This window comes from Phaeobacter sp. CAU 1743 (genome assembly GCF_039839315.1).
In the GTDB taxonomy this organism is placed as follows: domain Bacteria; phylum Pseudomonadota; class Alphaproteobacteria; order Rhodobacterales; family Rhodobacteraceae; genus Phycobacter; species Phycobacter gallaeciensis_A.
This window is the reverse complement of sequence record NZ_JBDOQR010000097.1, coordinates 1-12,640: the sequence shown is the minus strand read 5'-3', so window position 1 is coordinate 12,640 and position 12,640 is coordinate 1. Positions and strand designations below refer to the sequence as shown.

The 12,640-nt window shown below is 59.6% G+C and carries 12 protein-coding genes; 7 read left to right on the top strand and 5 right to left on the bottom strand.

Annotated features, from left to right (window positions below; translation table 11 throughout):
- Positions 1 to 146: 146 nt before the first annotated feature.
- Together AAFO90_RS22610 and AAFO90_RS22605 are read right to left on the bottom strand one after the other, a co-directional pair.
- On the bottom strand, positions 147 to 806 hold the full coding sequence (locus AAFO90_RS22610) for an HAD family hydrolase (RefSeq protein ID WP_188678887.1): 660 nt from the start codon (positions 804 to 806) through the stop codon (positions 147 to 149).
- A gap of 358 nt (positions 807 to 1,164) precedes the next feature.
- A complete protein-coding gene (locus AAFO90_RS22605; RefSeq protein ID WP_188678904.1) occupies positions 1,165 to 1,767 on the bottom strand; it encodes a superoxide dismutase in 603 nt (200 codons plus the stop codon).
- A gap of 68 nt (positions 1,768 to 1,835) precedes the next feature.
- On the opposite strand from AAFO90_RS22605, the gene AAFO90_RS22600 reads away from it, so the two are divergent.
- Complete coding sequence (locus AAFO90_RS22600) at positions 1,836 to 2,531, top strand: metalloregulator ArsR/SmtB family transcription factor (protein WP_347510869.1); 696 nt, start codon at positions 1,836 to 1,838, stop codon at positions 2,529 to 2,531.
- A 14-nt stretch (positions 2,532 to 2,545) separates the two neighbouring features.
- Here AAFO90_RS22600 and AAFO90_RS22595 read toward each other — a convergent pair whose 3' ends face one another.
- Both AAFO90_RS22595 and AAFO90_RS22590 read right to left on the bottom strand, forming a co-directional pair.
- A complete protein-coding gene (locus AAFO90_RS22595; RefSeq protein ID WP_076626045.1) occupies positions 2,546 to 3,742 on the bottom strand; it encodes a multidrug effflux MFS transporter in 1,197 nt (398 codons plus the stop codon).
- Positions 3,743 to 3,870: 128 nt separating this feature from the next.
- The gene (locus AAFO90_RS22590; protein WP_076626044.1) at positions 3,871 to 4,317 is read right to left on the bottom strand and encodes a helix-turn-helix domain-containing protein; all 447 of its coding nucleotides are present in this window, start codon (positions 4,315 to 4,317) and stop codon (positions 3,871 to 3,873) included.
- Between the two features lie 94 nt (positions 4,318 to 4,411).
- Here AAFO90_RS22590 and AAFO90_RS22585 point away from each other — a divergent pair, with 94 nt between their 5' ends.
- The 4 genes from AAFO90_RS22585 (at position 4,412) to AAFO90_RS22570 (ending at position 8,199) form a co-directional block, all read left to right on the top strand.
- Positions 4,412 to 5,290, top strand: coding sequence for an SDR family oxidoreductase (locus AAFO90_RS22585; RefSeq protein WP_347510868.1), 879 nt, complete (start codon positions 4,412 to 4,414; stop codon positions 5,288 to 5,290).
- 62 nt (positions 5,291 to 5,352) lie between these two features.
- Positions 5,353 to 6,120, top strand: a complete 768-nt coding sequence (locus AAFO90_RS22580; protein ID WP_188678891.1) for an SDR family oxidoreductase — start codon at positions 5,353 to 5,355, stop codon at positions 6,118 to 6,120.
- 92 nt (positions 6,121 to 6,212) lie between these two features.
- The gene (locus AAFO90_RS22575; protein WP_188678893.1) at positions 6,213 to 7,118 is read left to right on the top strand and encodes an NADP-dependent oxidoreductase; all 906 of its coding nucleotides are present in this window, start codon (positions 6,213 to 6,215) and stop codon (positions 7,116 to 7,118) included.
- A gap of 31 nt (positions 7,119 to 7,149) precedes the next feature.
- Positions 7,150 to 8,199, top strand: a complete 1,050-nt coding sequence (locus AAFO90_RS22570) for an LLM class flavin-dependent oxidoreductase (RefSeq protein WP_188678894.1) — start codon at positions 7,150 to 7,152, stop codon at positions 8,197 to 8,199.
- A gap of 50 nt (positions 8,200 to 8,249) precedes the next feature.
- On the opposite strand, the gene AAFO90_RS22565 is transcribed toward AAFO90_RS22570, so the two are convergent.
- The gene (locus AAFO90_RS22565; RefSeq protein WP_347510867.1) at positions 8,250 to 9,257 is read right to left on the bottom strand and encodes a helix-turn-helix domain-containing protein; all 1,008 of its coding nucleotides are present in this window, start codon (positions 9,255 to 9,257) and stop codon (positions 8,250 to 8,252) included.
- Between the two features lie 194 nt (positions 9,258 to 9,451).
- Between AAFO90_RS22565 and AAFO90_RS22560 the strand changes: the two genes are divergently transcribed.
- Both AAFO90_RS22560 and AAFO90_RS22555 read left to right on the top strand, forming a co-directional pair.
- The gene (locus AAFO90_RS22560) at positions 9,452 to 11,083 is read left to right on the top strand and encodes a transposase family protein (RefSeq protein WP_347510870.1); all 1,632 of its coding nucleotides are present in this window, start codon (positions 9,452 to 9,454) and stop codon (positions 11,081 to 11,083) included.
- Between the two features lies 1 nt (position 11,084).
- A complete protein-coding gene (locus AAFO90_RS22555; protein ID WP_107818340.1) occupies positions 11,085 to 11,966 on the top strand; it encodes a TniB family NTP-binding protein in 882 nt (293 codons plus the stop codon).
- The last annotated feature ends 674 nt before the right edge of the window (positions 11,967 to 12,640 follow it).

Below are 12,640 nucleotides of genomic sequence, written 5' to 3'. Positions count from 1 at the left end.
CGGCTGGGAAACCCTCTCTCAGCCCCTCGAACCCATGCCCCTTGACCTCGCAGCCTAAAACACCGACCCTTCACATGCCCGGAGCGCGCCGCCAGGGAATTTCCACAGCATTCGCGACACGACCTTGCCGTCTATGGATTGACCACTCAAAGCCCCAACAGTTTCGGCAGGTCAGCCATATCGGTTAGCCGTCGCGCACCGAAGACGTTCTCTGGATTCAAAGCTGTCTTCGGGAGGTAGGCAAAACAGGTCATCGCAGCGTTGGAGGCCGCCTCGAATCCGCTCATGCTATCTTCGACTACCACGCAATCCTCTGGCGCAACGCCATTCATTTCGGCCGCATGCAAAAACACATCGGGCGCGGGTTTGCTGGCGCCGACATCATAAGCCGAAAACATATTTCCTTCGAACCAGGGAAGCAGCCCCGACCGTTCCAGTGTGACACGCATCTTTGCCAGAAGCCCATTTGAGGCTACGCAGAGCGGAATGCCAGCCGACGAAATCAACGTCACCGCCTCACGGGCGCCCGGGATCGGCTCGACCTCTTTTCCGAGGGCTTCGAGAACTCTGTCGTAGAAGTCGTGTGGCCATTTCGCAGGAAGGCGCAATCCCCTTTCGCTCACATAACGTTCGACATCATGTCTGCTCTTGCCGACGAACAAGCCGTGGCATTCAACGAGTGACAAGCTTGCGCCAGTCGAAAGCAAATAAGCGTGCAGCACGCGATTGAAGGTCGGCTCGGAGTCTACGAGCACACCGTCACAGTCAAAAATCACGAGTTTCGGTGCGCGTCGCGAAATTGGCAAATCCAGTTCCCGTCCTCCTTGTTTGAGAATAATCGCCCAAACTGCTTGGACGATTTCATGCTATAAGCCGCGCTACACCCGGTGTCACCCACCTCCAAACGTTCTGCCATGCGCCGTCGCTAGGTCACTAATTGGTGACTCTCCTTCGCTTGAGCCGGCTGTCCCCAGGCCTTTTTTTGAGGAAGGCAACTGAAGGAGGCCCTACATAAGTCTGACGTGAGATCCGAGAAGAGTATTCACTTGGTCTTCTCTTGAGTTTGAGATCAAGAAATGGCCGATACGCATCGAATTGTCGAGCCGACTCGGAACGCAGAAAGCCTGTTTCAAACTGGGCCCCGACGCCGAGACCGACTCGCGTTCAGGCGAGGTTGGCTTCGGCAAATTCGTAATTCGCCAGGTTGTCGAGGAAGTTGGTCACATAGTCGGGCCGCCGGTTGCGGAAGTCGACGTAGTAGCTGTGTTCCCAGACATCGAGGCCCAGCAGCGTCGTGCCCTCTCCTGTAGCCAGCGGGTTCACGCCGTTCGGTGTTTTGGTGACGGCCAATGTGCCATCAGATTTCTGGATCAGCCACGCCCAGCCGGAGCCGAACTGACCGTTGGCTGCGGTCTTGAAATCGGCCTTGAATTGCTCGACCGAACCGAAGGCATCGACAATCTTGCCTTCGAGTTTACCCGGGATGCCGCCACCCGCAGGCGAAAGTGCGTTCCAGAAATGAATGTGGTTCCAGTGTTGGCCCGCATTGTTGAACACGGGCGCACGATCGGCATCGCCATAGGTGAGCGCGATGATTTCTTCCAGTGTCTTGCCTTGCAGGTCGGCGTTCGCGTCCACAAAGCCGTTGAGCGCGGTTACGTAGGCCTGATGGTGCTTGTCGTGATGCAATTCCAACGTTTCCTGGCTCATCCCCCGCGCGGCAAGGGCTGCGTGGTCGTAGGTTAGGGCGGGCAATTCAAAGGCCATCATGTCTCTCCTTATCGGGTCCGGCTTGCGTCATGGTACGTGAGCGGGTAATTAAACAAGTGAAGACTTTGAAAAACAATCCGGCCAATATGTCAAGCGATCACTTGGAAAAATACCCGGATGCACCACGTGCGCCGTCGGATCGCATCCTGATGACCCTGAAGATGCAGGGCGCGTTGACCTCGTCGCAGATCGGCGAACGGCTTGGGATCACCGGTGAGGGCGCGCGCCAGCAGCTCATGAAGCTCTCGAATGACGGGCTGGTCCGCGAAGAGCGGCGCAGTGCGAGCCGAGGCCGTCCATCGACCTACTGGCACCTGTCCGAAAAGGGGCAGGCACGGTTTCCGAATACCCACGCCGGGCTAACCGTTGAAATCCTGAGCAGCATTCAGGATGAGTTGGGTGCGGAGGCCCTGGATCGGGTTATCTCGGCCAGAGAGACTAGGACACGGGCACAATACGAAGCCGCGATGGTGGGATGCGGCAGCCTGAAGGAGCGCGTCGCCAGACTGGCTGAACTGCGCTCTGACGAAGGCTATATGGCGAGTTTCGAGGATGCCGGTGACGGGACGTTCCTATTTGTCGAAAACCACTGCCCGATCTGCGCTGCCGCGCGTTTCTGTCAAGGTTTCTGCCGGTCCGAACAGGCGGTTTTTGAGCAGGTTCTGGGCCCTGGTACCGCCATCGAGAGGGTCGAGCATATTGTGAGAGGTGGCCGCCGTTGCACCTACCGGATCGGGAAGGTGGCCGCAGGCGCAGCCTGACCGGCGCCGACACCCTATTCAGCGGGGATCTGCGCCTCCTTTCGAGGTACAGAAAGCATCGCCAGAGCAAAAGCGATCACGGAACAGGCTGCGATGGCCACGATCATCGGAATGGGCGTGCCGTCAAAGAATGCGCCCGCAATCCCGATCATGACCGTCGCCGTCATGAATTGCAGTGCACCCATCAGCGCTGACGCCGTTCCGGCTTTTTCTCCATGATCTTCCAGAGCGAGCACCGCCGTGCCCGGCACGACGAGACCCAGAAACGCATAGCCGCATAGAAGCAGAACAATCATCACCGGCAGCGTTGCGATCCCGACCAGTTCCGTGATCAGCAGCAGCAGCATGACAGCCACATTCGCCGCCGTCGCAAACCGGATCATCGGCCCTAGCCCGAAGCGTCGGCTCAGATACCCGTTGAGTTGGGCGACGCCGATAAACCCTGCGGCGTTGATCGAAAAGGCGAGGCTGTATTGCGTCGGGCTCAGTCCATAGTACTCGATCAGGATGAAGGACGAGTTCGCCACATAGGCCATGAAGCTGGCCAACCCGAATGCACCAACAAAGACGATGCCGAGAAACCTCGGTTCGCGCAGAAGGCTTGCGTAGTCCCGGAGCGAGCGTGCAAGGCTGCTGTCGCCGCGCTGTTCGGGGGGGCGGGTTTCCTTGAGCGCGGTGGTCAGAAGCACAAGCGCCGCGATGGCCGCCGCCGCCATCGACCAGAAGATCGTGCGCCAACCACCTGCGGCGAGCGCAGCGCTTCCCGCCAGCGGAGCGAGGACCGGCGCAATACTGACCACCAGCATTAGCGTGGCCATGAGCTGCGCGGCCTGAGGGCCGGTATAGAGATCTCGAATGACGGCACGCGCGATCACCATTCCCGCTGCTGCGCCCAGCCCCTGAAGCGCACGCGCGGCGATCAGCCATTGAATGTCCGGGGCCAGCGCGGAACCGACCGCCCCCAGCAGATAGAGTGTCAGACCGATGAATAGCGGCAGCCTGCGGCCGAACATGTCCGAAAGCGGGCCATAGATGAGCTGAGCCAGTGACATGGAGACAAAGAACGAAAGAAGGCTTAGCTGAACGGTCACCGTGTCGGTGTCAAAGACATCCTCGATGACTGGAAGCGCGGGCAGATACATGTTGATCGCCAGCGGGCCGACCGCAGTCAGCAGGCCCAGGACGAGGGCTGTGAGATAGAAACTGCGCATGAAAGGAACCTTTCCAAGGCTGCCCATTCGTTTGGGCCGATCGACATATGTGTTGACCCGAGGACTGGCTCATCCGGCGTGTCGACCGTGACAAACCTGACAGGTCATTGAAGGCAGGGGCCCGGACCCTAGGAAACCAGGGGCATATCCTCTCCCTTATGGTCAAACGCCTCACGCGCCTGGCGGATCTGGTCATGGCTTCGGTCGGCCCAGACAATCAGCCCGGCCAGAGGTTCGAGCGCGGACCGGCCAAGATCCGTCAGACGATAATCGACCATCGGCGGTGTCGTCGGGTAGACGGTCCGCTCAACCAGCCCATCGCGCTGCAGCGAGCGCAGCGTCTGGGTCAGCATCCTCTTGGAGATGTCACCGACAACCCTGTTCAATGCGCTGAACCTCTTTGGCTCACGAGCGAGCAGCGTCAGGATCAGAACCGACCATTTGTCTCCGATACGGTCCAGCACATCGCGGACCGGACAACTTGCCGTATCAATGCCGCCTTCCGGACTGGTCTCGAAATGCTTGATGAGGTCACCGAGCACATCAGCAGGGTTACTTTGGTGTTCCCTGGTCATTTGCAACTGCCTTCTTCCAATGCTGAGCAATAGTAGGTAACTGAAAGAGACCATACCTCATATGTATACCAGAATCAAAGTAAAGGACATGTTCATGGCGGATCAGACGGCAAAATACCTCGTCACAGGTGCATCGGGCCAACTCGGCGCGCTTGTCGTTGCCGAACTGGTCGGCAAGGTTCCGGCCAAGAACGTCGTGGCCCTTGTGCGTAGACCCGACGCGGCTGCCGCTCTGGAAGGGCACGGCGTTGAAGTGCGCATCGGCGACTACGACGACCGCGCATCGCTCGAGCAGGCCTTTCAGGGCATCGACCGGCTGCTCCTGATCTCTGCTTCCGAAATGGGCAGACGTGCCGAGCAACACAAGAATGCGGTTGATGCCGCTGTGGCGGCCGGTGTTGGCTTTCTTGCCTATACCTCGGTTCTCAGGGCCGAGACGAACAGCATCAGACTTGCCGCCGACCATCGCGAAACCGAAGCGGCGATCAGGGCCTCCGGCCTGCCTCACGCCTTCCTGCGCCATGGCTGGTATACCGAGAACCAGACGGCTTCGATCCCGCCCGCGCTCGAACATGGGGCCTATCTCGGCGCGGCTGGCGACGGGCTGTTCTCTAGCGCGACCCGTCAGGACTATGCAGAAGGCGACGTTGCCGTTTTGGCCGCCGATACCATTCAGTCCGGGGCGATCTACGAGTTGGCCGGGGACGAAAGCTACACGATGGCCGAGTTTGTCGAGGTGATCTCTGCGGCGGCCGGAAAGCCCGTCGCCTATGTCAACATGAGCGAGGCGGAATTTGCTGGCGCTTTGGAAGGCGCCGGCCTGCCCGCCCCGATTGCCGCGCTGCTTGCCGACAGCGACGCCAATGCAGCCAAGGGTGCGCTGATGGATGAAAGCCACACGCTTCAAAAGTTGATCGGGCGCCCGACAACCCCCTGGGCCGAAACGGTCCGCGCCACTGAGAAGGCACTTTGAACGAATAACTCGAACAAGCATCGGGCCTTGCCTGACTGCTACAAACAACAGGAGCGCTCAATTTGGCTGAGATTATTGATTTGGCAAAAGCCCGTTATCCAGATTTAGGTCACCGCCGTGTGGTCATTGCCGGAGGAACCGGAGATGTTGGCGAGGGGATTATTCGCGCATGGGTGAAATCTGGTGCACATGTCGTCGTTCCGTCCAGAACCGATCGCAAGATCGATGAGCTGCGAGGAATCCTTTCGGATCTCGAAGGTCCGGGAAGGGTGGATTTTGTATCCGGCGACTCCGCCAGCTTCGAAGACGCTGAGGAGATGGCCAAGCGCGTCATTAGCGAATTCGGCCCGGTTACGGATATCGTTGCTTCGATCGGCGGATGGTGGCAGAAAAACCCCCTGTGGGAAATCTCGGACGAAGACTGGCAGAGCTTCTTTGTCAGCGTAAGTAGCGCCCATGTCGCGACGGTTCGCGCTTGGGTTCCCCATCTGCCGCAATCTGGAACCTACCAGTTGATCCTCGGGGGAAGCGCCCAGATGCCGGTGCCCGGCGCGTCGATTATCAACATGCAGCAGGCGGCGCTTTTAATGATGCGCAAGGTGCTGACCGCTGAACTTGGTGACCGGCTTCGCGTCGCGTCGCAGGTCCTTGGCCCAGTGGTTACACGTGCACGCGAACACGTTGATCCGAACTGGGTTGCGAATGGGGAAGTTGGGCTGGTTTCCGCCGCAATCGCTGCCGATCCGGCAGTGACCGGCGTCGATTTCGTTTCCTACGACAAGAGCCAGATGTTGGAGACCCTGGTCGCGCTGAAAGTCTACCCCGGGTGAAAGGCCTACGGATCAAAGTTGACAAAATGCCGACCTGGCAAACCACATAGAAATTGATAGTCCCGCTCGCGAGTAAATTAAGGAAGACGGCAATGAAAGCAATCAAATTCAATGAGTTCGGCGGACCTGAAGTCCTTGAACTGGTCGAAGTTGACGAACCCCATGCCGGGCCCGGCCAGGTGCGGATTGCGGTCCGCGCAGCCGGGGTAAATCCGGCGGAGTGGAAGATCCGGGCCGGGTATTTCAAGGATTTCATGCCCGTTGAGTTTCCCGCTGGCGTGGGGTTCGAAGCCTCCGGAATGGTCGATGAGGTTGGTGAAGGCGTGAGCGGCGTGGCCGTGGGCGATGCCGTTTTTGGTGCAGGTATCGGCACATTCGCGGACTATGCAGTGCTGAACTACTGGACGGCCAAACCTGATGCGATGCCCTTTGACGTGGCTGGAGGGATGACAGTCGCTTCGGAGACCGCCATTCGCAGCCTCGACTATGTCGGAGCCAAGGCGGGCGAGACGATCCTGATTTCCGGCGCGGCTGGCGGCGTCGGTTCGGTCGCGGTCCAGGTCGCTAAGGCGCGCGGGATCACCGTCATCGGCACAGCCAGCGCAGCCAAGCATGACTATCTGAGCGGTCTCGGAGCAACGCCGACCACCTACGAACCCGGGCTCGCCGACCGGTTGAAGACCCTTGCGCCAGAAGGGATCGACGCGACCCTCGACCTGGTCGGCGCGGGCAACATTCCCGAACTGATCCAAATCACCGGCGAGGCGTCGCGGGTTATCTCAATCGTCGATTTCTCCGCCCCCGAATATGGTGCCCAATTCTCGCCCACCCCGCAGGCACAGCCGGAACAGGCGCTACAGGAGGCAGCGCGGCTCTACTCCGAGGGCGCGTTGGATCTACGCATCGAAAGAACCTTCTCCCTGGATCAGGTCGGCCCAGCCCATGAACTCAGCGCTGAGGGCCGTGTAACCGGCAAGCTCATTATTGCGATAAGCTGAGCCGGACCCTGGAACAATCGAGCGAACCGCAATGGAAATCGGGCTTTTTACCTTTGGCGATATAGGTCCCAACCCGGTTACCGGGCAGGTCGTTGGCGCGCCCGAACGCCTGCGCAACATCGTCGAAGAGATCACTCTGGCCGATCAGGTCGGGGTTGATGTCTACGGACTCGGCGAACATCACCGGGACGATTACGCCGTCTCCTCTATCGCGGTTGCCCTCGCCGCCGCGGCGACACAGACAAAGCGCATCCGCTTTACCAGCACGGTCTCGGTGCTCAGTTCCGATGACCCGGTGCGGGTGTTTCAGCAATTCGCCACGCTGGATGGTCTGAGCGATGGTCGCGCCGAAATCATCGCCGGGCGGGGGGCGTTCTCTGAATCCTTCCCACTCTTTGGCTATGACATGTACGACTACGATGATCTGTTCATCGAAAAGCTGCACATGCTGTTGGAGATCAACAAGGCCGAGCACGCAAACTGGCCGGGGAGCGCCCACACCCAGCCTCTCGATGGGCTCGGTGTTTATCCGCGGCCGGTTCAGCTGCAACTGCCGATCTGGCTGGGGGTTGGCGGCACGCCGCAATCGGCCATGCGGGCCGGCACCATGGGACTGCCGATGGCGATGGCATTGATTCTGGGCGGCGAATGGAAGCGTGTCGCGCCGATGTTCCAGCTTTATCACCAGGCCGGGCATGAGGCGGGCCATAGGGCACTGCGCCTGATGACATCGCTGACAGCCCATGGTTTTGTGCATAACAGCATGAAATCCGCGCTGGACATCTACTATCCAGCGCATTCGGCGAAGATGGGCAAACTCGGCCGCGAACGCGGCATGCCCATGCAGAGCCGCGAGATGTTCGAGAAGTTTTCCGGTCCCAATGGCGGCTATTTTGCCGGTGGCCCCTCGCAATTGGCCGAAAAGATTCTCGCCGCCCATGAGGTTTTGCGTTTTGATCGGATCCTGCTGCAATTCGGGGTGGGCGTTATCGATCACCGATCCATGCTGGAGGCCATCGAGATTCTCGGCGCAAACGTCATTCCAGAAATACGCCGGGGGCTCGCGAAGGCGGCCGGTTAGGCCTTCGGATTTGGCAGTCAGGCCCGGGGTTCGTTCCAGGGAACACCTTTTTATACAAGTGCGCACCACACTCTGTATCGGCCCTGCCCGGTGATTTCGCGGATGAGTCCCATCTGAGCCATATCATTGAGATTGCGTTGAAGGGCCGCCCGGCTGGCCCCGGTTATTTCTTCTGCCATCGGCGCGGAAACCAGCGGCCATTCGGAGAGAACTTCAACCATTCGCTTCGGCGTGCGTCCCGATCGGCCTTTCAGCGCGTGCGACGCCCTGCCTTGCCACGCCTCAAGCTGATCGAGATGTCGCAGCGTAGCCAGTATCGCCGCCTCTGCCCCCTTCAAAAACCGCCGAAGCCGCTCCGCCGGATTTCCGACGCGACGGAGCCCAGACAGCCCGCCACCCGCCAGCGGCAGGAACACCGCCCCGCCCGTCAACCCGTCGGTGGCGATCCTCGCAGAAAGTACTGCTGCCTCCATCTCTGCGCCTGGCACATGAGCCAGCAGGCCGGTTGGCCCCCACAGGTATTGCCCAAATGCGGCACGACTGATCGGATGCAGGTCCCCGGCCCGGTTCATTTCTTCGCACCATGCGGCCAACTGGTCGCTGATCGGCTCACCGGAAGGATGAAGAATATGATCCACCTCAGCGGGTTCCTGGCGACCCAGGAAGTCCATGACACTCTCAGCCGACGTCACGTCGGGCATTGGCCCGGCCGTCAGTCGGCGGCAGGCCCAATCGGCCCGCGCGAGTGCCTGGTTGTCTTCCTGGACGCCACTGAGCCGCACGGCCCGCCAAAGTGACAGGCGCTCCGCCGAGATCCGTTCGGTCCCGAGCCAGCTCACGCCAGATGCTTCGATCAGCGCGAGCCGGTGCCGCCAGCCCTCTGGGGCCCGGCGCAATCTTTCGTCGAGGGCCCCAAGCTTCGCCGCGACCTTAGCCAATGATACGGCAAGACTGGCCTCCGCCTCACGCCATGCGTCAACATCAATGAGCCTGGAGTGATCTGCCCGGGGGAGCGGAGGCGCGAGGTCGTCAGCTTCCCCACTAAAACTGGCAGGCATGAACCAGAGGTCGTCATCTTGATGTCGCAATTGCTTTGCCGTTTCATCAAAAAGTTCTTACAGGATTTCAGTAGGATGAAGCGTAATCCGACGCGATATTTTACGTTTCGATTTCAATTTTTAACTCGCGTTTCAACAAGCGAGAGACTGGGGCAGAAAATGGAGTTCAGAAACCGTGGAGCGGCGGGTTCGTGATGCTGCGCGAAAACGAAGCGTCTGACGAGGCTTGGGCGAAGGCAACGCGTATCGGGCGAGAACTGGATCGAATTTTGGACGGGCAAGAGCCTATGCGCACCGCAGTTGCTCGGGCAGCATCCGAATTGCGTCTCTCGACGCGCCAAGTCTACAACCACCTGTGCCGATACCGCACCGAGCGCCGGGTTTCTTCGTTGCTGCCAAGAACAGGTGGGGCGAGGCGCGCAAGGATCAGCCCGGCCGTTGAGGAGATCATTTCGGCAACCCTTCGGGAGATGTGGCTTCGACCCGAGCAACCGGACCTTGCGCCGGTCGTCGATGAAATCCGTGCCCGTTGTGTCAGCGAGGGTCATGATCCGCCTGCCTATGTCACCGTATCCAAGCGTATCCCGCGACTGTTCACGCCCGAGGAGATTGCCCGACGGCGACATTCAGGAGGGAAAAGCCTGCGGCGTCTGAAACCGCGCCCGGGCTATATCCGGGCCAAACACGCTCTCGACGTCGTCCAGATCGATCATACCCCTGCCGACATCCAGTTTGTAGAAGTCATCGATGGTCAGGGCATCTATGTCGGACGCCCCTATCTCACTATCGCAGCCGATGTTGCAACAAGCGCGATTATTGGCTTCTGCCTGACCCTTGAGCAGCCCTCACGCCTGTCGGTCGCCCTCTGTCTTGCGCAGGCGATGTGCCGCAAGGAGGACTGGCTGGCAGCGCGCGACATCAATCATTCCTGGCCGATGTTTGGTCGCCCGAAGAAGGTCGTCGTGGATTCTGCCAGGGAATTCAGAAGCACCAGTTTCATCCGGGGTTGTGCCGAGTACGGCATTGTAATTCAAAGCCGGAACAAGGGGACCGTCCATCGTGGCGGGGTTGTCGAGCGGCTTCTCGGCAAAGTGAATACGGTGCTGCGCTCCCTGCCTGGCAAGACCGGGCGTTCCATCGCGGATCGGGGTGAGTACCTGTCCGAAGACCGTGCGAGGCTCAACTTTGCAGACCTCGAACGCTGTATCGCGCTGGCGATTATCGATCACAATCTTAGCCAGAATGAACGCAAGCTGACGGTCCCGACCAAGGAATGGGAACGAAAATGCCGTCAGCCGGATGGCCCAGAAGACAACCCTTTCGACGTTCTGCTCAGCTTTCTCCCGAACAAGACACGCAGGATTTCACCTCAAGGTGTCAGCCTGTTTGCCAACGACTATTTCGATCCATGGTTGGGCCCATTAGTCGCCCGCCGTGATCGATCGGATGCTCTCGATGTTCGTTATGATCCTCGGGACATGAGCCACATCTACATCAAGGATCCCGATACAGGAGCTTGGCGCCCTGTGGGGCGGCGGGATGGACTGCTTGAGGCGGTCACCTTCTGGCAGCACAGGGCCGAGAGAAACCGAGCGCGCGAAACCGGCCGGCGCCCGATTGAGGAGAAGACCGCGATCCGCCGTGAAATCGCGGCGACGGTGGATGCCTCGGCATCGAAGAAGCAAAGGCTGAAGGAAATCGCACGGGCCAGGCATGCGGCTCATGCGCCGAAACCCTACCAGAGCCTCACTTCTTCCCCGACGCCAATCAGCGAAACGCCTGACCCTGAGCGCCCGCGCCGCGTCTTTCCGGTTGAGGATTGGTGAAATGACTGATCACCTCCTGGACTCCGCCGCATCACTTCTCGATGCCGGTGACGCGTGCCGCATCGACCATATCCGGACGGCCCGTTGGATCAGCCATCCGGTTGCAAGTCGCGCCCATAACGCCATGCGTCTGCTGCTTGATCGGCCTGTAACATTGCGCCCCAGAGGGCTCTTGCTGACGGGCCCCTATCACAATGGCAAGACAATGATCGCCGAACGCTTCGCGATTGAACATTTGCGTCAGTCAGAACGTCAAAGGATCTGGGTGATCCAGACCCGAGAAGGTGCCGGACTGTCTCACTTCTATGCCAGCATTCTTGCCGGGTTGCGCGCACCTCAGGCATCTGGCTGGCGAAGCCTGTCGCGCGCGGGCGAGCAGGTGGATCACTTGCTGGACAGCCTGAAACCCCGCGTGCTCATCTTCGATGAGTTCCACAGCGCCTTGCGCGGGCGGCGCCAGGATGTGAAAGCGATCTTCTCGTTTATGCGTCGTATCGCACGTGTCCACGACATCTCGCCCGTATTGGTCGGCGAGGTCGCGGTCTACGATGCAGTGCACGACACCGAGGAAATGGGATCGCGGTTCGATACGATCCCTATTTCCAGATGGGCGTATGACGAGGATTTCGCGACGCTCCTCGATAGTCTTGAGACCAGCATGCCTCTCGCCCGCGCCTCGAACCTGTCGCGACCGCCACTGGCTGAGATCATCCATGAATTGTCAGAGGGCTTGATCGGAGAGGTCGTCGATATCGTGAGCAACGCAGCTATCACGGCGATAAGGACCGGCGAGGAACACATTTCTGAAGCGACCATCACCTCTCTCGGTTACACGCCCCTGTCGAAACGCCGAAATGCGCCTTTGCGCCGCGAAATGATGTGACCCAGTCTGCGTCCGAGATCACAGTCACACCTGCGCGCGACTACGGCAATGAGGTGGGGCAAGGCTGGCCCGTCGTCGTTCCACCGGCACCCGGAGAGCTGCTGTCGAGCTGGCTGCACAGGCTGGCCATGGCCAATGGAATTCCACCTCAATATTTTGGGCGGGTTCTGGATGTCGCAGGTGGAGATTGGTCTGCAAAGCTTGACCGAGACCTTCCCGGGCGAGTCCTTGATCTCCTGGTCGAGCGAACCGGATTGCCCGCCGAGGACATTGATGGCCTGGCTTTGCACCGCGACCCACTGGCCCGGTTGCGATTGCGGCAGATCACAGGATCAGGAGATGCCCGCACATCGACCGCTCGGGTCAATCGCCTGCAATATTGCCCGGCATGCCTAAAAGAGGATCGCGCACCGTTCTTCCGGCGCGGCTGGAGCCTGGCGACGCGCGTTTCCTGCTTTCGGCATGGATGCCGCTTGCGCGATCACTGCCCTGCCTGCGGCCGAAGCATTGCGCCTGCTCGACAAATGTCACTTAGCACTTAAAGCTGATAATGCGCTCTCCCTGATTTCAATAGCTTAGCTTTGCACTTAAATATGAGAATTGGCACTTAAATTGATGATGGAGACTGGACTTTAGCACTTAATTCAATAATCGTGGCTCCGATTTTGTCGGGT

What these genes read in the sequence shown, in the direction of transcription:
- AAFO90_RS22575 (WP_188678893.1), top strand. Translation starts at nt 6,213, where the DNA reads ATGAAAGCAATCAAATTCAATGAGTTCGGCGGACCTGAAGTCCTTGAA.
- AAFO90_RS22560 (WP_347510870.1), top strand. Translation starts at nt 9,452, where the DNA reads ATGCTGCGCGAAAACGAAGCGTCTGACGAGGCTTGGGCGAAGGCAACG.
- AAFO90_RS22570 (WP_188678894.1), top strand. Translation starts at nt 7,150, where the DNA reads ATGGAAATCGGGCTTTTTACCTTTGGCGATATAGGTCCCAACCCGGTT.
- AAFO90_RS22590 (WP_076626044.1), bottom strand. Translation starts at nt 4,317, where the DNA reads ATGACCAGGGAACACCAAAGTAACCCTGCTGATGTGCTCGGTGACCTC.
- AAFO90_RS22585 (WP_347510868.1), top strand. Translation starts at nt 4,412, where the DNA reads ATGGCGGATCAGACGGCAAAATACCTCGTCACAGGTGCATCGGGCCAA.
- AAFO90_RS22565 (WP_347510867.1), bottom strand. Translation starts at nt 9,257, where the DNA reads ATGCCTGCCAGTTTTAGTGGGGAAGCTGACGACCTCGCGCCTCCGCTC.
- AAFO90_RS22605 (WP_188678904.1), bottom strand. Translation starts at nt 1,767, where the DNA reads ATGGCCTTTGAATTGCCCGCCCTAACCTACGACCACGCAGCCCTTGCC.
- AAFO90_RS22595 (WP_076626045.1), bottom strand. Translation starts at nt 3,742, where the DNA reads ATGCGCAGTTTCTATCTCACAGCCCTCGTCCTGGGCCTGCTGACTGCG.
- AAFO90_RS22555 (WP_107818340.1), top strand. Translation starts at nt 11,085, where the DNA reads ATGACTGATCACCTCCTGGACTCCGCCGCATCACTTCTCGATGCCGGT.